The organism is Pararhizobium sp. (assembly GCF_965279435.1).
Classification (GTDB): domain Bacteria; phylum Pseudomonadota; class Alphaproteobacteria; order Rhizobiales; family Rhizobiaceae; genus Pararhizobium.
This window is the reverse complement of sequence record NZ_CBDIHY010000003.1, coordinates 4,138,927-4,160,412: the sequence shown is the minus strand read 5'-3', so window position 1 is coordinate 4,160,412 and position 21,486 is coordinate 4,138,927. Positions and strand designations below refer to the sequence as shown.

17 protein-coding genes are annotated in these 21,486 nt (G+C 61.3%); 7 read left to right on the top strand and 10 right to left on the bottom strand.

Annotation, left to right across the window (positions count from 1 at the left end; genetic code table 11):
- Positions 1–11 precede the first annotated feature (11 nt).
- Together ACQY8Q_RS25905 and ACQY8Q_RS25900 are read left to right on the top strand one after the other, a co-directional pair.
- A complete protein-coding gene (locus tag ACQY8Q_RS25905) occupies positions 12–806 on the top strand; it encodes a helix-turn-helix domain-containing protein (RefSeq protein ID WP_428429377.1) in 795 nt (264 codons plus the stop codon).
- 66 nt (positions 807–872) lie between these two features.
- The gene (locus ACQY8Q_RS25900; RefSeq protein ID WP_428429376.1) at positions 873–1,214 is read left to right on the top strand and encodes a hypothetical protein; all 342 of its coding nucleotides are present in this window, start codon (positions 873–875) and stop codon (positions 1,212–1,214) included.
- Positions 1,215–1,274: 60 nt separating this feature from the next.
- Here the strand turns inward: ACQY8Q_RS25900 and ACQY8Q_RS25895 are convergent, their stop codons facing one another.
- From ACQY8Q_RS25895 to ACQY8Q_RS25855, 9 genes are all read right to left on the bottom strand, one after another.
- A complete protein-coding gene (locus ACQY8Q_RS25895; protein ID WP_428429375.1) occupies positions 1,275–2,924 on the bottom strand; it encodes an ABC transporter ATP-binding protein in 1,650 nt (549 codons plus the stop codon).
- Positions 2,917–3,744: an ABC transporter permease gene (locus tag ACQY8Q_RS25890; protein ID WP_113549704.1), complete on the bottom strand. Its 828-nt coding sequence runs from the start codon at positions 3,742–3,744 to the stop codon at positions 2,917–2,919. The genes ACQY8Q_RS25895 and ACQY8Q_RS25890 overlap by 8 nt, the downstream gene beginning before the upstream one ends.
- Positions 3,741–4,754 (bottom strand): ABC transporter permease, encoded by a 1,014-nt coding sequence (locus ACQY8Q_RS25885; RefSeq protein ID WP_428429878.1) that lies wholly within the window; start codon positions 4,752–4,754, stop codon positions 3,741–3,743. Before ACQY8Q_RS25885 ends, ACQY8Q_RS25890 begins: the two co-directional genes overlap by 4 nt.
- Positions 4,755–4,846: 92 nt before the next feature.
- Positions 4,847–6,436, bottom strand: coding sequence for an ABC transporter substrate-binding protein (locus ACQY8Q_RS25880; protein ID WP_428429374.1), 1,590 nt, complete (start codon positions 6,434–6,436; stop codon positions 4,847–4,849).
- 306 nt (positions 6,437–6,742) lie between these two features.
- Positions 6,743–7,525 carry a carnitinyl-CoA dehydratase gene (locus tag ACQY8Q_RS25875; RefSeq protein WP_428429373.1) on the bottom strand — a complete coding sequence of 261 codons (783 nt, stop codon included), beginning with the start codon at positions 7,523–7,525 and terminating at the stop codon, positions 6,743–6,745.
- Positions 7,526–7,529: 4 nt separating this feature from the next.
- On the bottom strand, positions 7,530–9,584 hold the full coding sequence (locus tag ACQY8Q_RS25870) for an acetate--CoA ligase family protein (protein ID WP_428429372.1): 2,055 nt from the start codon (positions 9,582–9,584) through the stop codon (positions 7,530–7,532).
- Positions 9,585–9,586: 2 nt separating this feature from the next.
- On the bottom strand, positions 9,587–10,747 hold the full coding sequence (locus tag ACQY8Q_RS25865) for an acyl-CoA dehydrogenase family protein (protein ID WP_428429371.1): 1,161 nt from the start codon (positions 10,745–10,747) through the stop codon (positions 9,587–9,589).
- Between the two features lie 150 nt (positions 10,748–10,897).
- Positions 10,898–12,388: a carnitine 3-dehydrogenase gene (locus ACQY8Q_RS25860; protein WP_428429369.1), complete on the bottom strand. Its 1,491-nt coding sequence runs from the start codon at positions 12,386–12,388 to the stop codon at positions 10,898–10,900.
- Positions 12,389–12,594: 206 nt separating this feature from the next.
- Entirely contained in the window at positions 12,595–13,497 is a 903-nt protein-coding gene (locus tag ACQY8Q_RS25855; protein ID WP_428429368.1) for a 3-keto-5-aminohexanoate cleavage protein, read from the bottom strand.
- Between the two features lie 112 nt (positions 13,498–13,609).
- Here ACQY8Q_RS25855 and ACQY8Q_RS25850 point away from each other — a divergent pair, with 112 nt between their 5' ends.
- On the top strand, positions 13,610–14,581 hold the full coding sequence (locus ACQY8Q_RS25850; RefSeq protein WP_428429367.1) for a GlxA family transcriptional regulator: 972 nt from the start codon (positions 13,610–13,612) through the stop codon (positions 14,579–14,581).
- 84 nt (positions 14,582–14,665) lie between these two features.
- Here ACQY8Q_RS25850 and ACQY8Q_RS25845 read toward each other — a convergent pair whose 3' ends face one another.
- A complete protein-coding gene (locus ACQY8Q_RS25845; protein WP_428429366.1) occupies positions 14,666–16,051 on the bottom strand; it encodes a LysR family transcriptional regulator in 1,386 nt (461 codons plus the stop codon).
- Between the two features lie 149 nt (positions 16,052–16,200).
- On the opposite strand from ACQY8Q_RS25845, the gene ACQY8Q_RS25840 reads away from it, so the two are divergent.
- The 4 genes from ACQY8Q_RS25840 to ACQY8Q_RS25825 are packed head-to-tail and all read left to right on the top strand — an operon-like array spanning position 16,201 to position 21,480.
- A complete protein-coding gene (locus tag ACQY8Q_RS25840; protein WP_428429365.1) occupies positions 16,201–17,739 on the top strand; it encodes an aromatic amino acid lyase in 1,539 nt (512 codons plus the stop codon).
- Positions 17,740–17,750: 11 nt separating this feature from the next.
- The gene (locus tag ACQY8Q_RS25835) at positions 17,751–19,115 is read left to right on the top strand and encodes a dihydroorotase (RefSeq protein WP_428429363.1); all 1,365 of its coding nucleotides are present in this window, start codon (positions 17,751–17,753) and stop codon (positions 19,113–19,115) included.
- 8 nt (positions 19,116–19,123) lie between these two features.
- Complete coding sequence (locus ACQY8Q_RS25830) at positions 19,124–20,383, top strand: Zn-dependent hydrolase (RefSeq protein ID WP_428429877.1); 1,260 nt, start codon at positions 19,124–19,126, stop codon at positions 20,381–20,383.
- Positions 20,383–21,480: a DUF917 domain-containing protein gene (locus ACQY8Q_RS25825; protein WP_428429362.1), complete on the top strand. Its 1,098-nt coding sequence runs from the start codon at positions 20,383–20,385 to the stop codon at positions 21,478–21,480. Before ACQY8Q_RS25830 ends, ACQY8Q_RS25825 begins: the two co-directional genes overlap by 1 nt.
- The last annotated feature ends 6 nt before the right edge of the window (positions 21,481–21,486 follow it).

Below are 21,486 nucleotides of genomic sequence, written 5' to 3'. Positions count from 1 at the left end.
GGAAACTGTCCGTGTCCGACAATCAGACTTTTACGGAAAATCTGCGCTTTGCCTGCGCCACGCGGCCATCGATTTCGCAGATTTGCCGGGACATCGGCATCAATCGTCAGCAATTCAACCGCTATATTTCCGGCGAAGCCCGGCCGTCGGCGCACAACCTTGGCCGCATCGCCGCGTTTTTCGGGGTTGGTTCCCATGACTTTTCCCTTGCTCCGTCCGTATTTCAAACACGCATGACGCGCCCGGATCAGCGCAGGGTCGATGGCGGACTGCTTCTGGAAGGGCTGCCGGGCGATCTGCTGTCGCTTCGCCGGCATCTGGGCTATTATCAGACCTACCATCTCTCGCCGTCGTGGCCTGGGCTTATCGTCTGTTCCTGTGCCCGGCTTCTGGAGGAAAACGGCTCCGTTCATGTCAAGTCGATCGAACGTATCCGCGATGCGGCCCATGAAATCCGGCAGTACTCGAAATATGTCGGGCTTGCAGCTTTCCTGCGAAACCGCATTTTCATCACCGAGCGCAGCGTCAGCCGCCAGCCGATGATGTCGCAGACGATCCTGATCCCGTTCGAGGTGCACCAGCGGGTCTATCTGCGCGGCGTCACCATGGGCGTCTCCTGGCGCAAGGAAAATCTGCCCTATGCCTCGCGCGTCATCTGGCGGCATCTCGGCACCGATCCGGACAAGCGTCAGGTTCTGTCGCGCTGCGGCGTGCTGCCGGAAAATTCGCGGCAATTGCCGGCAACCGTGCGCAGCTATCTTGATGCACCATCATCCGGCATCCTGTCCGTTCCGGAAAATTTTTGAGCAGTCGTCGCGCCGCTGTCCGCTTTGTCATAGGATTGGAGCGGCACAAGCCGGGAGGATGTTGTGATGTTGAAGGTTATCGTTGCTGGATTGATGCTGATCGGCGTTTCCGCCCCGCCGGTTTTCGCCGATGACGCTGCGTCTTCACCGCTGGCCGGTTGCGCGCTGTCCGGCGCGTCGAGCGTCTTCATTGGCGGTGCGCCGGCACTCAGGCTGTCGGATGTCGTCAATTGCCCGGCCGATCTCTATGAAATCGTTCCGGGTATCATGATCGAAGGGCAGCCGCTGGTTCGGGTGCGTTCGGGATCTTCGGAAAAGGCCGATTGCGCCACCAAGGGCGAAACGACGGTCACCGCAAACGACCAGCCCATGCAGCGGCTGGGCGATGTCAACTGCACCACCAAATAGTTAGCTGGCGGCATTCCTTCCCTTCAGTAGATGCGTGAAGGGAAGGCCGTTTTCCTATCGTCAGTTACCGGCGCTTTCCATTCGCCGGGTGGTCAGAACTTTTTCCAGCCAGCCGATTTCCATCTCCGGAACCGATTTCAGCAGCAAATCGGTATAGTCGTCGAACGGTGGTGTGAGCACTTTCGATTTTGGTCCGAAACGCACCAGCTTGCCGCGATGCATGACGGCGACCGAGTCGGCGATGGCGCGGACGATGGCGATGTCGTGGGTGATAAAGACATAGGAAACAGCGGTTTCCTCCTGAAGTCTCAGAAGCAGATTCAGGATGCCTTCGGCCACCAGCGGGTCGAGCGCGGAGGTCGGCTCATCGCAAAGGATCAGTTCGGGCTTTGCCGCCAGCGCCCGTGCAATCGCCACACGTTGCTTCTGGCCGCCCGACAATTCGGCCGGATAACGGTCGAGAAAGCGGTCGCCCATCTCGATCTGGTCGAGCAACTGCTTGACCCGCTCCGTCTTCTTCGCCCCATGCAGGCCGTAGTAGAAGGAGATTGGACGGCCGATGATATCGCGCACTGTCTGGCGCGGGTTCATCGCCGTATCGGCCATCTGATAGATCATCTGCACGCGGCGCAGCTCTTCCTTGCTTCGTCCGCTCAGCGCCTTCGGCAGCACCTTGCCGTCAAAGGTGATCGTGCCTTCCGAGGGCGGCAGGAGCCCGGTGATGACACGGGCGAGCGTCGATTTTCCGGAACCGCTTTCGCCGACGATCGCCAGCGTCTGGCCCTTTGGCAGATGCATGGAGACGTCGTGCAGCACTTTAAAGCCATTGGCGTAACCGGCGCTGATATGGTCGATTTTAAGCAGCGTGTTGCTCTGGTCTTTGGCTTCTTCGCGCCGCGCCTGGCGAACGCTGACCAGCGCTCGCGTATAGTCCTCGTTCGGCGCTTCGATGATCTGCTTGGTCGTGCCGTATTCGACGGTCTTGCCATGGCGCAGCACCATGATGTCGTCGGAAATCTGGGCAACGACGGCAAGGTCGTGGGTGATGTAGAGGGCCGCGGTATGCGTCTCCTCGATCGCATGCTTGATCGCCGCCAGCACGTCAATCTGCGTGGTGACGTCGAGCGCAGTCGTCGGCTCATCGAAGACGATCAGTTCCGGATTGGGGCAGAGCGCCATGGCGGTCATGGCGCGTTGCAGCTGGCCGCCGGAGACCTGGTGCGGATAGCGGTCGCCAAACGTTTCCGGATTGGGCAGGCCGAGCACCTGAAACAGATACAAAGCCCGTTTTTCCGCTTCCGGCCGGGTCATGATCTTGTGGCGCAGCGCCGCTTCGATCACCTGTTCGCCAAGCTTGTGGGCCGGATTGAAGGCGGCCGCCGCCGACTGGGCGACATAGCAGACCTTGCAGCCGCGGATGGTGCGGACACCGTCGCGGCCAAGCGTCAGGATATCCTTGCCTTTGAGCAGGACCTGACCGCCGGTGATCGCAGCGCCGCCGCGGCCATAGGCGAGGGCAGAGAGGCCAATCGTTGATTTGCCTGCACCGCTTTCGCCGATCAGGCCGAGCACCTTGCCCTTCTGGACGTCGAAGGAAACGTTTTCCACCAGGGTGACCGTTTTGGGCGGCTCACCCGGTGGGTAGCTCGTCGCTTCGATCTTCAGATTTCTGACAGACAGAAGACTGTTGTTCGGCATAGATTCAGGCATCGCCGCGCCCTCCCTTGAGGCTCGAGGTACGCTTCATCAGCCAGTCGACGACGAGGTTGACGCAGATGGCAAGGCCGGCAATGGCACCGCCCGGCACAAGGGCCGCCGAGATGCCGAAGATGATGCCGTCCTTGTTGTCCTTGACCATGCCGCCCCAGTCTGCGGCCGGCGGCTGGATGCCGAGACCGAGGAAGGAGAGGGTGGACAGGAACAGGATCGAGAAGGCGAAACGCAGGCCGAATTCGGCCAGAAGCGGCGACAGTGTGTTCGGCAGGATTTCCCGAAAGATGATCCAGCGGGTGCCTTCGCCGCGCAGACGTGCTGCCTCGACAAACTCCATGACCGCCACATCCAGCGCCACGGCACGACCGATGCGGAAGACGCGGGTACTGTCGAGGATGGCCATGACCAGAATGAGGATCCACAGCTGCTGCGGCAGCACGGCCAGCACGACCAGCGCAAAGATCAGCGTCGGGATCGCCATCATCAGATCGTTGAAACGCGAGAACAGCTGATCGATCAGGCCGCCGGTGACGGCCGCCGTGAACGACAGAAGCATGCCGAGCGAGAAGGAGATGACGGTTGCGGCAAGGGCAACGAAGATCGTAGTTCTCGCCCCGAAGATCAGGCGGGACAGAAGGTCCCGGCCAAGATTGTCGGTGCCGAGCAGGAAGTCGCCGCCCATGGGAAGCCAGATATCACCGACGACATCGCGTTCGCCGAACGGCGCGATCCACGGCGCAAAGATGGCGCAGAACAGGGCGAGGGCGATGCCGATGAGACCGACCCAGGCGCTGAGGGGAATGGAGCTTAGTCTCATCGTGGATGCCTCAATCTCGGATTGGCGAGGATGGCGAGAATATCCGCAGCCATGTTGAGGAAAATGTAGAAGGCGGCAAATATCAGGCCGCAGGCCTGCACTACCGGCATGTCGCGCACCGTGACCGCATCGACCATGTACTGGCCCATGCCCGGATAGACGAACACCACTTCCACGACGACGACGCCGACCACGAGATAGGCGAGGTTGAGCGCGATGACATTGATGACCGGGGCAACGGCGTTGGGAGCGGCGTGCCGGGCAATAATACGGAAAGCGCTGAGCCCTTTGAGTTCCGCAGTCTCGACATAGGCAGATGCCATGACGTTGAGGATGGCGGCGCGGGTCATGCGCATCATATGGGCGAGAACAACCAGGACCAGCGTTGCAACCGGCAGCGCGATGGCCGACAGCCGTTCGCCAAAACTCATGCCGTCATAGACGGTGGCCGGGAAGGTCGCGACCCCCATCTGAACGGCAAAGAACAGGATCAGCAGATAGCCGACGAAGAATTCGGGCAGCGAGATGGCCGCCAGAGAGACGACGTTGATGATCTTGTCCGGCAACCGGTTTCGATATTGCACGGCAAGCATGCCAAGCCCGACCGCCAGCGGAACCGAGATGATCGCCGCGAAGAAGGCGAGGAACAGCGAGTTCCCAAGCCGCTTGCCGATTTGCTCGCTGACGGAATTCCGGCTCGCCCAGGATTTTCCGAAATCACCCTGCAACGCGTTGCCAAGCCAGCTGACATAACGCTCCGTCACCGGGCGGTCGAGGCCGAGGTCCTTGCGGATGTTTTCGACCGCTTGCGGCGTTGCCGACTGACCGAGATAGGTGGTGGCGAAGTCGCCGGGCAGCGCTTCGACGCCGCCGAAGATCATCAGCGATACGGCAAAAAGGAGACCAACGCTGAGAGCCAGCCGCTGGACGATGAGCGCCGCCAAGGGGCGGCGAAGGGTGAAACGGCGCCAGAACGTGCCGGTAACGACCCCAGTGGGGGGCGTCACCATCGTTCCGGAAACGGGTGCCGGTTGCGAGAGGCTTTCGCCTCCCACAACAGGACCTGTTGTCTGCGCCGGACCCTTGACCGGTCCGCCCGCCATCAGGCGTCGAGCCAGACGCGGGTTGCGACGAAGCCGTTCGACATGTCGTTGCCGACATCCTTGACGTAGCCCTTCACCTGCTTGGTGCTGGCGTTCACGAAGTCGTTGAACATCGGCAGGATGACGCCGCCTTCGTCGCGGACCATCGTCGCCATTGCCGTGTAGAGTTCCTTGCGCTTGCCGTCGTCCAACTCGGAGCGGGCTTCGAGCAGCACCTTGTCGAAATCAGGACGCTTGAACCGGGTATCGTTCCAGTCCGCCGTCGACAGATAGGCGGTGGAATACATCAGGTCCTGTGTCGGACGGCCACCCCAGTAGGAGGTCGAGAACGGCTGTACGTTCCAGACGTTGGTCCAGTAGCCATCACCTGGCTCGCGCTTGACCTCGATGTTGATGCCGGCCTTCTTAGCGCTTTCCTGGTAGAGGACGGCAGCATCGACGGCACCCGGGAAGGCGACGTCCGATGTGCGCAAGAGAACCGTGCCGTCATGGCCGGATTTCTTGTAGTGGAAGGCCGCCTTGTCGGGATCATAGGCGCGCTGTTCGATGCTGTCCGGGAAGAGGGCGTAGGTGGAGTTGATCGGGAAGTCGTTGCCGACCTTGCCGTAGCCGCCGAGGATCTTGTCGACCATCGTTTCGCGGTCCATCGCGTATTTCAACGCCAGGCGCAGATCGTTGTTATCGAACGGCGCAGTGTTGCAATGCATGATGAAGACGTAATGGCCACGGCCCGAGGTCGAGAGGATTTCGACATTCGGTGCGCGCTTCAGCATGCCGACCGTCTTCGGGTCGACGCGGTTGATGAAGTGCACCTGGCCGGACGACAGGGCTGCCATACGGGCGGTTGCGTCGTTCATGACGATGATTTCGACGGAATCGACGAAACCGCGATCGGTACGCCAATATTCCGGGAATTTTTCGAAGGTCGCCCGGACGCCCGGCTCCCAGCTGGTCATCTTGTAAGGGCCGGTGCCGATGGCGGCTTCCGGATCGTCGATACCGCCGTTTGGCTGGATGACCAGGTGATAGGCGCTGAGCAGCAACGGCATGTCGGCGTTGCCTTCGTTCAGGGTCACCACCAGATTGCCGCCGTCGGCCTTGATTTCCTTGATCGACTTCATGACGCCAAGAGCGCCGGATTCTGATTTTTCGTCGGAATGCCGCTTCAGCGTCGCGACCACGTCATCGACAGTCAGATCCTTGCCGTTGTGGAACTTGACGCCGCTGCGGATCTTGAAGGTCCAGGTGACGGCATCCTTCGATGGTTCCCAGGATTCGGCAAGCGACGGTACGGGCGCGCCAGTGAAGGGGTCGGATTCGACGAGAAGGTCGCCCCAGTTATGGCTGGTCACGAAGGTGACCTGCGATAGGTTCTTGCCCGGGTCCTTGCTGTCGGTGGCTGCGCCGCCTTCGAGGCCAAGCTTCAGATGGCCGCCACGCTTGGGCTCCTGTGCCTCAGCGCTGGAGGCAAACAAGGTGCTGGCGCTGGACAGCGCAACACCCGCAGCCACGGTGCGGCCGATAAATTCGCGGCGGTTCATCTTGCCCAGCATGACCTGATTGGCGAGATAGGTCTTATAATCACTCATTCCCCTGTTCCTTTTTGTTGTATGGCTTTTCGCCGTTTTATTGTTCTTTTGGATTGTTACCGATCGTGTGTTCCTAGAATGCATGCCCGGGGGCAGGTAGGCCAGTCACTTTTGCGGTTGGTTTGCCGCGATCGAGCCTTTCGTGAAATGGGGGTTTCGATGTCGAAAATCCCGTTAAAATTAATGGTATCTTCTGAGAGATGCTCTGTATTCACATAAATATTTGGCAGTTATCATAAGCCAGGCTTATGATTGTGGGGCACAGGAAATCCTATCACCCCTTTAGTCCTATACGCGGCCCGGCAGTTATTTTCCCTTCCACACCGGATCGCGTTTTTCCGAAAAGGCCCGTGCGCCTTCCAGCTGGTCGTCGCTCGAATAGAGGATGTCGACCGTCTTGAACTGGCGCTTGGTGATCTTGTTCATCGTCGTCTGGAAATCCTCACCTTCGGCAGCGCGGACCACTTCCTTGATGGCCGCGTAAACCAGCGGCGGACCGCTTTCGAGCAGGCGGGCGAGCTCCCAGGCACGCTCCATCAGTTTATCGGCGGGCAGGATTTCGTTGACGAAACCCCAACGGTGCGCCTCGGTCACATCCAGCCAGCGGCCGGTGAACAGCATGTCCATGGCGATATGATAGGGGATGCGCTTGGGCAGCTTGATCGAAGCGGCATCGGCGACGGTCCCGGAGCGGATTTCCGGTAGCGCGAAGGTCGCGTGTTCGGCGGCAAGGATCATGTCGGTCGACAGGGCTATTTCCAAACCACCGCCGCAGCAGATGCCGTTGACTGCGGCAATGATCGGCTTGTTGAGGTCACGCAATTCCTGCATGCCGCCAAAGCCGCCGATGCCGTAGTCGCCATCGACGGCATCGCCACCGGCTGCCGCTTTCAGATCCCATCCAGGACAGAAGAATTTTTCACCGGCACCGGTGATGATCGCAACGCGCAACGTATCGTCATCGCGAAATCCGGCAAAGATTTCGCCCATGATGCGGCTGGTCACCAGATCGATCGCGTTGGCCTTCGGCCGATCGATGGTGACTTCGAGAATGCCGCCTTCGCGGCGCGTTCTGATAGGTCCGGTCATAGGGTCATTTCCTTCGACGGATCAGGGCATCGGCTGCAACGGTTCCAGACCCTTGTGGCAACACCATGATAGGATTGATATCGAGTTCTTCCAGTATTGTAGCGTTTGCTGCGACATAGGATGCGACGGCAGCGACAGCGGTTACAAGCGCTGCAATGTCGCCCTTCGGACCGCCACGATAACCGTCGAGCAGTTTCTTGATTTTGAGGCCGGAAATGGCTTCGTTAATCGCTTCAGGCGTGGTTGGAAGGGTCAAAATCGCCGAATCCTCGAGCAATTCCACCAGAATGCCGCCTGCGCCGATCGTGAGCACCAGACCGGCGACGGGATCGCGGAGCGCGCCGACAATGATTTCGGCGACGGGTTTTGCGATCATTTTTTCGACAAGATAACCCGAGGCGACGCTTTTCATGGCGTCTGCCGCGTCGAGAACCGACTGGCGGTCGGCTAGATTGAGTTTGACGGCGCCCGCTTCGGTCTTGTGGGCGACGCCGAGGCCTTTGAGCACCACCGGAAAACCGAGGGTTTCAGCGGCATCTGCGGCTCCATCTGCCGTGGAGGCTGCTTTGCCCATCGGCACCACGAGGCCGAATTTTGCCAGTTCGGCCTTAGCCTCGTTTTCGCTGATGGTGATGATCTCGCCGTCTTCCGCGTGCCCGGACAGGAGCGGTGCCGGGACCGGTTTCCCCCAGATGGCACCGATGCCGGCCGAAATTTCGGCTGCGGCCAGTGCCTCGTCGATGCCGGAAAAGGCAACGACGCCCGACGCCATCAGCGATAGTGCCGTGTCTTCCGGCATGTTTTCGCCAAGGCTGGCGACGATGCCGGCAACGGCCCCTGTCGCCTTTGCCGAGGCGATGACGGCTTCGCAGGTGGTGTTCCAATCGGCGGCGTCGCAACGATCCTGGCGGGGGAAATCGAGTACGATGAGGTTCAGCGCGTAATCGCCTTTCATCATCGCAGTAAAGGCTGTCGTCTGCTTTTCGAGGTTGCCCCAGACGAAGGTGTGGTAGTCGAGCGGATTGGCGATGGTGACCATTTCGCCGAGGCTTTCGCGCAAGCGGAAGCGCTGCTCGTCCTTCAGCGCCCGAAACACGGTCTTCCGCTTGACCCCGGCGTCCGCCATCAACGACGCCTCGCCACCGGAGCAGCTCATCGAGGAGACGTCGTAGCTTTTCAGCGGTGGATGCAAGTGCAGTAGTTTCAAGGTTTCCAGCAGTTCCGGCAGTGTATCGACCCGGCCGATGCCGAGACGTTCAAGCACTGCGCCGGAAACGGCGTCGTTGCCCGCCAGCGATGCGGTATGCGAGACCGTTGCCAGCTGGGCGGCTTCGGATTTTCCGACCTTGAGGGTGACGACCGGTTTTTTCAGTTCTCTCGCGCGGGTCGCAAGCCGCTGCAGCGCTTCGATGCTGTCAAAACCTTCGATATGCAAGCCGACGGCGGTAACGCGCGGATCTTCGAGCGCTGCGATCGCAAGTTCCGACAGGCCTGTTTGTGCCTGGTTTCCCGCCGTCATGATATAAGCGAGCGGCAGGCCGCGCATCTGCATCGATATGTTGCAGGCGATGTTTGACGACTGGGTGAGAACGGCGACGCCGCGATCGACGCGCTGCATGCCGTGCTGGTCCGGCCAGAGCAGGGCGCCGTCCAGCGCATTGATGAAGCCGTAGCAATTGGGGCCGACGATCGGCATGTCACCGGCAGCTGCGACCAGCGCATCCTGCAGGTCGTTGCCATCGGCAAGTTCGCTCACAGCCTCACGGAAACCGGATGCATAGCAGATGGCGCCGCCAGCACCGCGGGCGGATAGATCGCGGATGATGTCGATGGTGAGCTGGCGGTTGACGCCGACAAAGGAGGCGTCGGGGGCTGCCGGCAGCTCGGACACCGAGCGATAGCAGCGGCGGCCGAGGATTTCGTCCTGTTTGGGATGCACCGGCCAGATATCGCCCGTGAAACCCATCTTGTCGCATTGTTCGATGACCCGGCGCGCTTCCTTGCCGCCGAAGACGGCGATGGATTGGGGCCGGATCAGGCGGTCAAGGGATAGCGTCATCCTCATGCTCCCAGTGGGCGCAGGAGGTCGCGGCTGATGATATGCCGCTGGATTTCCGAGGTGCCGTCCCAGATGCGCTCGACACGGGCATCGCGCCAGAAACGGGCAAGCGGCAGGTCGTCCATCAGGCCCATGCCGCCATAGATCTGGATCGCTTCGTCAGTGACGCGCGACAGCATTTCCGAGGCATAGAGTTTGGCAGAAGCAATCTCGCGGTTGGCCGGAAGCTTCTGGTCGAGCCGCCAGGCGGCCGCCAGCGTCAAATAGTCGGCAGCATCGATCTCGGTGATCATGTCGGCGAGCTTGAACGAAACCCCCTGGTTGGCACCGATCGGCTTGCCGAACTGTTTTCGCTCGGCGGCATAGGGCAGGGCATAGTCAAACACCCGGCGGGCGCGGCCGACGCAGGTGGCAGCAACGGTAATACGGGTCGCGTAGAGCCAGTCATTGGCGATGTCGAAACCCTTGTGGACTTCGCCGAGAATGGCGGACGAGGGCAGGCGGCAATCGTCGAACGACAGGATGCAGTTCTTGTAGCCGCGATGCGAGACCGAATCGTAGCCGTTGCGGATTTCAAAGCCCGGTGTGCCACGATCGACGAGGAAACAGGTGATCTTCTTCTTCGGGCCGCGCGGGGTTTCCTCCTCGCCGGTGGCGATGAAGACGATGACGAAATCGGCGATATTGGCATGCGAAATGAAATGCTTGGTGCCGTTGACGATCCAGTCGTCGCCATCGGGCTTGGCAAAACATTTCATGCCGCGCACGTCGGAACCGGCATCCGGCTCGGTCATGGCAAGCGCATCGAATTTCTCGCCCTTAACGGCCGGGATCAGGTATTTTTCGCGCTGCTCGTCATTGCATGCCATGAGGATGCCGGAGGGGCGGCCGAAGAACACGGTGAGGCCCATCGAGCCACGGCCAAGCTCGCGCTCGACCAGCGTAAACGTCTGGTGATCAAGGCCGGCACCGCCGACTTCTTCCGGCATGTTGCAGGCAAAGAAGCCGAGATCCTTGCATTTCTGCGCAATCTCCTGGCCCAACTCCTTCGGCACGATACCGGTGCGCTCCACCTCGTTCTCATGCGGATAAATCTCGGTCTCGACGAAGCCGCGCACGGTATCGACGATCATCTGCTGTTCTTCGGTCAGTGCGAAATTCATATCAATCCCTCCTTTTTTATCTGCCTTCGGCGCGCTGTGCTCCGAGGCGCTCCCTCCCCCTTGTGGGGAGGGTTGGGGAGGGGGTTTTCTTGAAAAAGAGCCCCTCCCGACCCTTCGGGCCACCCTCCCCACAAGGGGGAGGGAAAAACACTACCGCTTCTGCCCAACGGCGCGTCCGACACCATCCGGTTTCGGCAATCCCGCATGCGCCTGCGCAATCGCCTTCACCCGGTCGAGCACGGCAGCTGGTGCGGGGACCGCCTTGCTCTCCTTAGAGGCGACGTGGAGCATCATCTGCTCGGCGGTGGCGACCGCTTGATTGGTGGCGGCGTTGTAGATGGTCGAGAAGATGTGCAGCCGCTTCTCGTCATAGGAGAGGATCTGGCAGGTCGAGTAGAGGGCGTCGCCGAGCTTGGCTTCGCCGAGATTGCGGATATGGGTCTCGACCGTATAGTAGCTGTGGCCGTTCTTGACGTAGTCCAGATCGACGCCGATCAGGCGCAGGATGCCGTCGGACGTGTCGCCGAACACCTGCAGGTATCGGTGCTCGGTCATGTGGCCGTTGTAATCGACCCAGGCGGCATTGACCTTGGTGTCGAGGATGCGGATCGCCTTAGCTTGGCCGAGATCGGTCTGTGGCTTTTCGGCATTTGCCCAGAGGTTGTCTTCGAAATCGGCGAGCAGTTTTCCCGCCCCCCAGCCCTTGCCGCCGTCGCCGCTCTTCAGGGCGTGCATGATGCCGACGAGGTTTTCGTCGCGGATGCGCTCGAGATCACGGATGCCGCGGGCGCCGGATTGCGCATCGGACTGACCGGCGATCTTGTCGACGAGTTCATCATCGAGATCGACCACGTCCATCAACTTGGTCCAGGGCCAGGACAGGCAGGGGCCGAACTGGGCAAGGAAGTGGCGCATGCCGGCTTCGCCGCCAGCGATGCGGTAGGTCTCAAACATGCCCATCTGCGCCCAGCGCATGCCGAACGAATAGCGGATGACGTCATCGAGCGTTTCGGTGTCGCAGATATCGTCCTTGATCAGCCACAGGCCTTCGCGCCAGACGGCTTCGAGAAGACGGTCACCGACGAAGGCCTCGATCTCCTTGTTGATGATCACGCCCTTCATGCCGATCGGCGCCAGCTTTGCCTTGGCATCCTGAAGCGTGGCTTTGCTGGTCTTTTCGCCGCCGACGAGTTCGGCGAGCGGCAACAGGTAGACCGGATTGTAGGGATGGGCGACGAACATGCGTTCGGGATGCTTCATGTCGCGCTGCAGGTCCGTCGGCATGATGCCCGACGTGGACGAGCCGATCAGGGCTGTCGGCGAAGCGGCGGCGTCGATCTGGGTGATGACGTTGCGCTTCAGGTCGATCCGTTCGGGAACGCTTTCCTGAATCCAGTCAGCGCCTTGCACGGCTTCCTCAACGCTCTTGACGAAGGTGAGCTTTCCTTTCGGTGGCAGCGGCGCCATGGTCAGCATGGCATAGGCGCGCTCGGCATTGGCCAGCACTTCGCCGACGATGCGCTCTGCTTCCGGATGCGGATCGAACATGTTGACGTCGATGCCGGCCAGGATAAAGCGCGCCGCCCAGGCCCCGCCGATAACGCCGCCGCCGATGCAGGCCGCCTTGGTGATTTTGGTCATTTTTTGTTCCCTCTCACGTGTCGCGCTCTGCGGCCCCCTCATCCGGCTCTTTGAGCCACCTTCTCCCCGCTGGGGAGAAGAGGGTATGCGCGGCGTCTTCTCAGTTCAGTTTTGGCCTTGGCGATTGCGGCAGTTTCCCCTTCTCCCCAGCGGGGAGAAGGTGCCCGAAGGGCGGATGAGGGGGATCCCCGACTCCGCCGTTCGCTTCAGCGCTTCGTCAGCTTCAGCTTCTCACGCACTTCGGCCGGGCCGATGATCCGGGCGCCCATGCCTTCGATGACACCGACGGCCTTTTCGACGAGCTGCGCATTGGTGGCGAGCTGGCCCTTGCCTGCATAGAGATTGTCTTCCAGACCGACGCGGACATTGCCACCGGCGAGAACGGCTGCGGCGGGATAGGCGAGCGCATTGCGGCCGATCGAGAAGGCCGAGAAGGTCCAGCTCGCGGGCACGTTGTTGACCATCGCCATGAAAGTGTTGAGGTCGTCGGGCGCACCCCACGGAATACCCATGCAGAGCTGGATAAGGACCGGGTCCTCGATCAGGCCTTCTTCGACGAGCTGCTTGGCAAACCACAGATGACCGGTGTCGAACGCCTCGATTTCCGGGCGTACGCCCAGATCGGTCATCATCTTGGCCATGGCGCGCAGCATCGACGGCGTGTTGGTCATGACGTAATCGCCGAGCGAAAAGTTCATCGTGCCGCAATCGAGCGTGCAGATTTCTGGCAGGCATTCGGCAACGTGGGACACGCGCTCAGTGGCTCCGGCCATGTCGGTGCCGTTGGGGTTGAGCGGCAGCGGGCTTTCGATATTGCCGAAAATCATGTCGCCGCCCATGCCGGCCGTCAGGTTGAGGACCACATCGACATCGGCGGAGCGAATGAGGTCGGTCACTTCCTTGTAGAGGTCGTTGCGGCGGCTCGGTGCGCCGGTCTCGGGATCGCGCACGTGACAATGCACGATGGCGGCGCCCGCCTTGGCGGCATCAATGGCCGAAGCGGCAATCTGTTTGGGTGATCTTGGCACATGCGGCGACTTGCCGGCGGTATCGCCGGAGCCGGTGACTGCACAGGTAATGAAAACGTCGCGGTTCATGCTCAATGGCATAAAAGGCCTCCCCTTGTTCTTGGCATGCATTACGAGCCAAGAATGAAGGGTCTGCTTTCCATTTGTGGATGTATGTTATACATTTTCGGAATTAGAAGTCGGACACACACGAATGCTTGTTCCAAGCGATGGAACCCAGCACCTCGACTTGCTGGTGTTGCCGGAGACCAATCTGATCCTCGTTGCATCGGTGATCGAGCCGCTTCGCGCCGCCAACCGCATTGCCGGAAAGGTGTTGTACGACTGGTCGATTTTCAGCCCGGACGGTCAGGCGATCGAAACCAGGAGCGGTATTCCGATCCCGGTTGCCGGGCCTTTCCGGCCACAGAATGAGACGGCGCCGCTGTTCGTGCTCTCAAGCTATAACTGGCGGGCCTATGCGACGACGCAGCTGAAGATGCTTTTGTCGCGAACGGCCCGGCATCGCGAGATTGTTGCCGGGATCGAGGCCGGCACCTGGTTTCTGGCCGAGACCAGCTTGCTCGATAATTTTTCAGCCACCAATCATTGGGAGGATTTCGAGGATTTCACTGCGGCCTATCCGCAGATCAACATGGTGCGCGAGCGCTTCGTCATCGATGGCAAGCGGATTACCACCGGCGGCTCGCTGCCGACGCTCGACCTGATGCTGGAGCTGATCCGCCGCCAGCACAGCTATTCGCTGGCGCTCGAGGTCTCACGCCTGTTCATCTACGAACAGGAGCGCACGCGCGGCGACCTGCTGCAGATGCCCGCCATCGGCAATATGCGGATCGTCGATGCCCGTGTCGGGGCGGCCGTCAAGTTGATGGAGGAGACCGTCGATGCGCCCTTGACGCTCAGCCGTCTTGCGCGCCGCGCCGGGGTCAGCGCCCGCCATCTACAGGACCTCTTTCAGGAGACCATGGGGGTGGCACCGCATGCCCATTATCTGGCGCTCCGGCTGAATGCGGCGCGGCGCAATGTGATCGAGACCCGGGCCGATTTTGCCGATATTGCCGCTGCCACTGGCTTCAATTCTTCCTCGGCCTTTTCCCGCAGTTATCGCGCCCACTATCGCGAAAGCCCAAGCGAGACGCGCAGGCGGGTCAAACTGAAGAGCTGAGATGGCAAGTTCATGTATCGATTCAGCGGGCGGCGGATTTGTGAGACCGATCAGGTGCTTGGCGCCCGTCCTGCAGAAAGTGATTCAGTCACGAGCATTTGCAATATCGGACGTATGCTCTGCGAGCATCATGCCCAGCATGGCTTCCGCCACCTGCCGGGAAAGCGCGTTCTTCTGCCAGGCCAGCGACAGGCTTTGCATATAGCCGGGGCCGAGCCTCAGCATCGCCGGCGGATGTCGCACGCGGGCGGCGGAGCTTTCCGGCAGTACCGAAAGATAGCCGTGATCCATCACCAGATTGAGGATGACGGGGATCGAATCGACCTCGGTCAAGGTCAGCCGGTTGCGCTCCTGTTCGGTGAGCGTCGCCTCGATGAAATGGGCCGCCTGCTGGCGCAGCCCGCTCTTGAGGCTGGGCACTGCGATGGGATGGGATTGCAGCAATGCGGCGATATCGTCACCATGTTTGGCAAACAGCGAAGGGTGGCCCGCGAGCGCCAGCGGCGTCCGCGAGATCAGCCTGCCTTCGAACTCGGACGGGAAAGTTTCGAGGTCAAGCAGCACCACGTCGAAGCGGCGGTTCTTTAATCCCGCGATCAGTTCGTCGGCGGTGGTGCTGGACACGAACAGCGGCTGGCGCGGGCGGGCGCGATGCCACTTGGCCGTCAGCGCTGCCAACATGCGGGCTATCTCGCTTTCCGGCCCAAGCGGCATCACCGAGCCGAACCGCCATGTCGCCGCCGCCCGGCGGAACCGGTCGCCTGAAGCCCGCGAAAGCCTGCGCCAGATTTCCAGCAGGTTTTCGATGACCGGGACTGCTGCCAACCCTTCGACCGTGCAGGCGATGCCGGATGGTGAACGGATGAGCAGCGTGTAGCCGAGATCACGTTCCAGATCGTTCATCTGCCGTGTGAGTTGCGGCTGGCCGGTTGCCGATGCCTTGGCGGCTGCGCGAATGCTACCACTGTGGGCGACGGCGACGAAACGTTCCAGTGCGGTCAGGCTGATTGAGGGTATCGGCCGAACGGATGTTGAATATGGCGCATTGGCGATGGTCTCCCCCTTCTCGCCGGCGGGGAGAAGTGCCAAGCGGACGTGAGGCGAAGAGAGGACTCTTTCCGAGATTTTGGAGCTTGCCGTCCCCCTCATCCGGCCCTGCGGGCCACCTTCTCCCCGCTGGGGAGAAGAGGGAGCTTGCTGAAAGACCTCATGCGATAGCTGAGTTGTGGGTTGCAACAGCAATTGGATTGCCGCGTTTGCCGCCGCAAGATCCACCATCCGGCTCTGCGCCTCAAGCGTCGGCACCAGATTGCCGCGTTCGCGCCGGACAAGCGGCACGGCGATGGCGGCTTCGAAGCGTTTCAGGGCTGCGCTGACGCTTGCGGGCGGCCTGCCGCTTGCCTTTGCTGCCCGGCGGATTCCGCGTTCTTCAAGGATCGCGTGAACAAGAGCAAGCGTGGCGGTATCCATCGGCGGTTTTGATCCCCTAAGGTCAAATTACAAATCAGTGCCGATCAATGCCGACCCGTACGGGTATCGGCATCTCATGTTTCATCTTTGGGATATAACACAAACCGGGATATTGGGCATAGCATGGCGCCAACAAGGTGAGTCAAAGCATGCATGCATCGGTGAAAACCATTTTTCTCAGTGGCAATCCGCTGGACTTCTCCGCTCTGGAGAAAATCGGCTCCGGTCTGTTCGTGCCCGTTGTTGCCGATCAATCGTTCGAACGGGTCGAAGCCGCGCACAAAGTTATCGCTGATCGTATCGCCATGGGCCTGCCGGTCTATGGCGCCAATACCGGTGTCGGCTCGATGAAGGATCGGCTGTGGACGGTCGATGATCTCGTGGAGTTCAACACGGCACTGGTCAAGGCTCATCATTTCGGCACCGGTCCGCTGTTTTCCAAGGCCATCGTGCGCAAGGCCATCGCCATCCGCATCAATACGGCACTCGGGGGCCATACCGGCTGCAGCGTCGATCTGGTCAAGGCGTTCCTTGCACTCCTGGAACGTGGCGTCGTTCCCGCCGTTCATCGCCACGGCTCGATCGGTTGCGCCGATATCGGCCTGATGGGGCAGGTCGCCTCGGTGCTAACCGGCACTGGCGAGGCCTTCTTCGAGAATGAGTTGCTGGATGCAGGCGAAGCTTTGCGCCGCGCCGGGCTCCAACCCTTCGTCATGCTGCCCCGCGATGCGCTGGCTGCCCTCAGCGTCAACGCCACAGCCTTTGCGGCCGCCGCCGATGTTCTGCGCGAAGCCGCCTCGGCGGTGCGCGTGCTGATGACTACCGGGCTGATGTCGTCGCTGGCGCTTGGCGCCTCGGCTGACCCATGGCGGGTGGCGGCGACATTGGGGACGCGCGGCGAAGCGCTTGTGGGGTCATGGCTTTATGGCCAGTCCGATTGCGTCGACTGGCCGCTGCCGACGGCGATCCACGATCCCTTGAGCCTGCGTATGACCGCGCAGGTGTTTGGCGCCGCGGTCGATACTCTTTTGGTCGCGGCCGAACGGCTGGTCGATGCGACCTACCTGTCGGACGATAATCCGGTGGTGCTGGGCGGGCAGGTGCATGCCTCCGGTGCCTCTCTGCCGCTAACAACAACGCTTTACATCGAGACGGCGCAGATTGCCTTTTCGCATGTGGCACGCAACGTGCTGAACCGTTGCATTCTTCTCTCCAATGGCGTTCGGCGAAACCTGCCGATCAACCTGGTCGCACCGGGCGAAATCGCCAGCGGCCTTGGCCCAGTGATGAAGCTGGTGGTGGAACTCTATATGCGCGTCCAGTCTCTGGCGGTCCCCTTGTCGGCACAGTCGATCGTCGTTGCGGGCGGGCTGGAAGAGGAGGCAACCTTCCTACCGCTGATCGTCGAGCGCATGGAAACGCAGGTGCGCGATCTCCGGCAGATGGCGGCGATCGAGGCGATGCTGTCGGCCCAAGCCGTCGATCTCTTGGGCGATACGCCGCAGGGCGTCACCCAGATTGCCTACGAGAGGGTGCGGGCCGTCAGCCCGATCTACCTGAAGGACCGGCCGCTTTCCAAGGAGATCGAGCTTCTCCATCATGAATTTGCCTGCGGACGTCTGCTCGAGGCGATTGTCGCGGCAGCACCGATGCCTGAATTCGACGATTTCTTCGCGCTCGGACAGTAAGGGAGACACGGATGTCTGACTTCGATCTGGTTCTGAAAGGTACCGTGGTTTTTGCCGATCGTATCGTCGAAGGCGGATTTGTCGCCGTGCGCGATGGCAAGGTCGCTCTCGTCGGGCAGGGCGCCATGCCGGGAGCGCGCGAACGCCAAGATCTCGGCAACGCGCTGATCTTACCCGGCGCCATCGATGCGCAGGTGCATTCGCTCTCGCAGAAGGACCAGGAGGATTTTATCTGGTCGACGCGTTCGGCGGCAGCTGGCGGCGTCACCACCATCGTCGACATGCCCTATGACGAAGGCGATCTGGTCTGCTCGGCCGATGCGGTTCGACGCAAGATCGATCATGCCCGAAAACAGGCGCGCGTCGATTTCGCCCTCTACGGCACGATTGATCCGGAAGAAGGCCCGGCGCGGATCGGCGAAATGGTCGAGGCCGGCGTCGCGGCGTTCAAGTTCTCGACCTTCGGTACGGATCCGAAACGTTTTCCACGTATCCCCGCCGGCCTGCTGGAAGATTGTTTTGCCGCAATTGCGCCGACCGGCCTGACCGCAGGCGTCCATAACGAGGATGACGAAGCGGTCCGCGCCGCAATCGGCAAAGTCAAGGCGGCTGGTATCACCGATTACCGTGCTCATGGCCTGTCGCGTCCGCCGCTGACCGAACTGCTCGCCACCAACCAGATCTATGAAACGGGCGCTGCCACCGGCTGCCCGGCCCATGTCGTGCACTGCTCGGTCGGGCGCGGCTACGATATCGCGGCCGCCTATCGCGCGCAGGGTTTTCGCGCCACCATCGAATGCTGCATCCACTATCTCATCCTCGATGAGGAAAACGATGTGAGGCGGCTGGGGGGAAAAGCGAAAATCAATCCGCCGATCCGGCCGCGCGCCGAAGTGGAAAAGCTCTGGCGCGATGTGGCTGATGGCAAGGTGACGATGGTTTCGACCGATCACGTCAGCTGGTCGGAAAACCGCAAGACCAATCCGGACATGCTCGCCAATGCCTCGGGTGTACCGGGGCTGGAGGTGATGATCCCGCTGTTCGTCAATGGGCTGCTTGAGCGTGGCATCCCGTTGACGCGGGCCGCCGAACTGATGTCACTCAATCCCGCCCGCCATTTCCGGCTGGATCATCAGAAGGGCGCGCATGAGGTGGGCAAGGATGCGGATATTACCGTTCTGACACCGGAATCCTACAGCTACGATGCGGCGGCAAGCGGCAACAATGTCGTCGGCTGGTCGCCCTACAATGGCATTCGCCTGCCTTGGCGCGTGGCTGCGACCTATAATCGGGGCGCACAGGTTTTCGACGGCAAGACGGTGCTGGCAGCGCCGGGCTCCGGCCAGTTCGTCCGGCCGCTGCGCGAGGGCAACTGATGGCGGTGATCGATACCAATCTTCCCGTCAATGCTGGCCGCATCGCCGATGTCATCAAAGGGCTTGCCCGCATCACCGAGCCGGACAAGCCTTATACGCGCCGCGCCTTTACGCCACTGTTTCTGGATGGCCGCGCCTTTCTCGAGCAGCGCTTCAAGGCGGCGGGACTGGAAACCCGGATCGATGCCTCCGGAAACCTGATCGGTCGCCGCAAGGGTCGCAAGTCGGCGCTCGGGACGATCATGCTCGGTTCGCATTCCGATACGGTCCCGGAAGGCGGCCGCTTCGACGGCATTGCCGGCGTGGCGGCGGCGCTCGAAGTGGCGCAGGCGCTTGGTGATGCCGGTATCCGGCTCGATCACGATCTTGAGATTGTCGATTTCCTCGCCGAAGAGGTGTCGATCTTCGGCGTCTCATGCATCGGCAGCCGTGGTCTGGCGGGATTGATCCCGGACGGCTGGCTGAGCCGGACGCAAGGGGAACTTACTCTGCGGCAAGGCATGATCGATGCCGGCGGCGACCCGTCGCGGCTCGCCAGACAGAAGCGGTCGGATATCAAGGCCTTTCTGGAACTGCATATCGAGCAGGGGCCGGTGCTCGAAACCGAGCGCTGCGATATCGGCATCGTCACGGCGATCTCGGGCATTACCCGCATCGAAATCTTGTTTGATGGACAGGCGGATCACGCAGGCACCACGCCGATGGGACACAGGCGCGATGCGCTTGTGGCGGCTGCGCGGATGGTCGGCGACGTCGAACGGCTTGGTCTCGAGTTTTCGACAGGCGAAGGGCATTTCACCGCAACCGTTGGCGAGTTCTCGGTCGAGCCGAATGCCGCCAACGTGGTGCCCTCGCGTGCCCGTATCCTGATCGATGCTCGGGCGGAACTGCGGCCGGACATGGAGCGGTTCATTGCCGAAATCGATCAAATCGCCGTCGATATCCAGCGCGAGACCGGCGTCTCGATCGCTTCGCCAAAGCTGATCTCCGATAATTTTCCGACGCCTGCCGATCCGCTTGTCATGGCCAATCTCGAACAGGCCTGTGACCGTGTCGGGGCAAAGCGCCGCCGCATGGCGTCCGGTGCCGGTCACGACACCGCCTGGATGGCGCGGATTTCCAAGGCCGCGATGATCTTCATCGCCTGCCGCGAGGGCCGCTCGCATACGCCCGACGAATGGGCCGAAAATGACGATGTGGCGCTTGGCACGGCGGTGCTGTTCGAGGCTGTGCGCAAACTCGACAGCGATTTACAGGGAGAACAGTGATGGGCCGGATACTCACGGAAAAGGACGTCGAGGCGGCCGTCAAGGGCGGCTCGGTCTATGCGGCGGGCGGCGGCGGCTGGGCCGATCATGGCCGCATGCTCGGCTACGCTGCCGTGTCGATCGGCAAGCCGGAACTGGTGTCGATCGACGAGCTCGACGCGAATGACTGGGTGGCGACGGCCGCTGCCATCGGCGCGCCGGCCTCGACCACGCCCTGGGAAATGCGCGGCGTCGACTACGTCAAGGCAGTCGAGCTGCTGCAGGAGGCGCTTGGCGAGAAGGTTGCGGCCCTGATGGTCGGGCAGAACGGCAAGTCCTCGACGCTGAACGGCTGGCTGCCATCCGCCATCCTCGGCACCAAGGTGCTTGATGCTGTCGGCGACATGCGGGCGCATCCGACCGGCGACATGGGATCGATCGGCATGGCGGGTTCGCCGGAGCAGATGATCCAGACGGCGGTCGGCGGTAATCGCGACGAGAACCGCTATATCGAGCTGGTCGTGCGTGGCGCAACCGCGAAAGTCTCGCCGATCCTGCGTACCGCATCCGACATGTCCGGCGGCTTCATTGCTTCCTGCCGCAATCCGCTGCGGGCATCCTATGTCCGCAAGAATGCAGCCCTTGGCGGCATTTCGCTGGCCTTGACTCTGGGTGAGGCGATCATCGCGGCGGAAGGCAAGCGCGGCAGCGCCATCATCGATACCATCGCCAAGACCACCAACGGCACGATCCTTGCGGAAGGCGTCATCACCGACAAATCCGTCGTCTACACCAAGGAAGCCTTCGACATCGGCACGGTGACGCTCGGGAAGGGCGATGACTCAACGGTACTCCACGTCATGAATGAATACATGGCCGTCGAGAATGCCGGCGGCGCGCGGCTCGCGACCTTCCCCGACGTCATCACCACGCTGTCGCCGGAAGGCGAGCCGCTGAGCGTCGGGCAGTTGCAGGTCGGCATGAGGATTTTTGTTCTGCATGTGCCGAAGACTGTCATTCCGCTTGCGTCCAGCGTGCTTGATCCGAGCGTCTATCCTTCGGTCGAGAAGGCGATGGGTATTAATATTGCGCGTTACGCCTTGTCCGGACAGTCATAGGGGGAA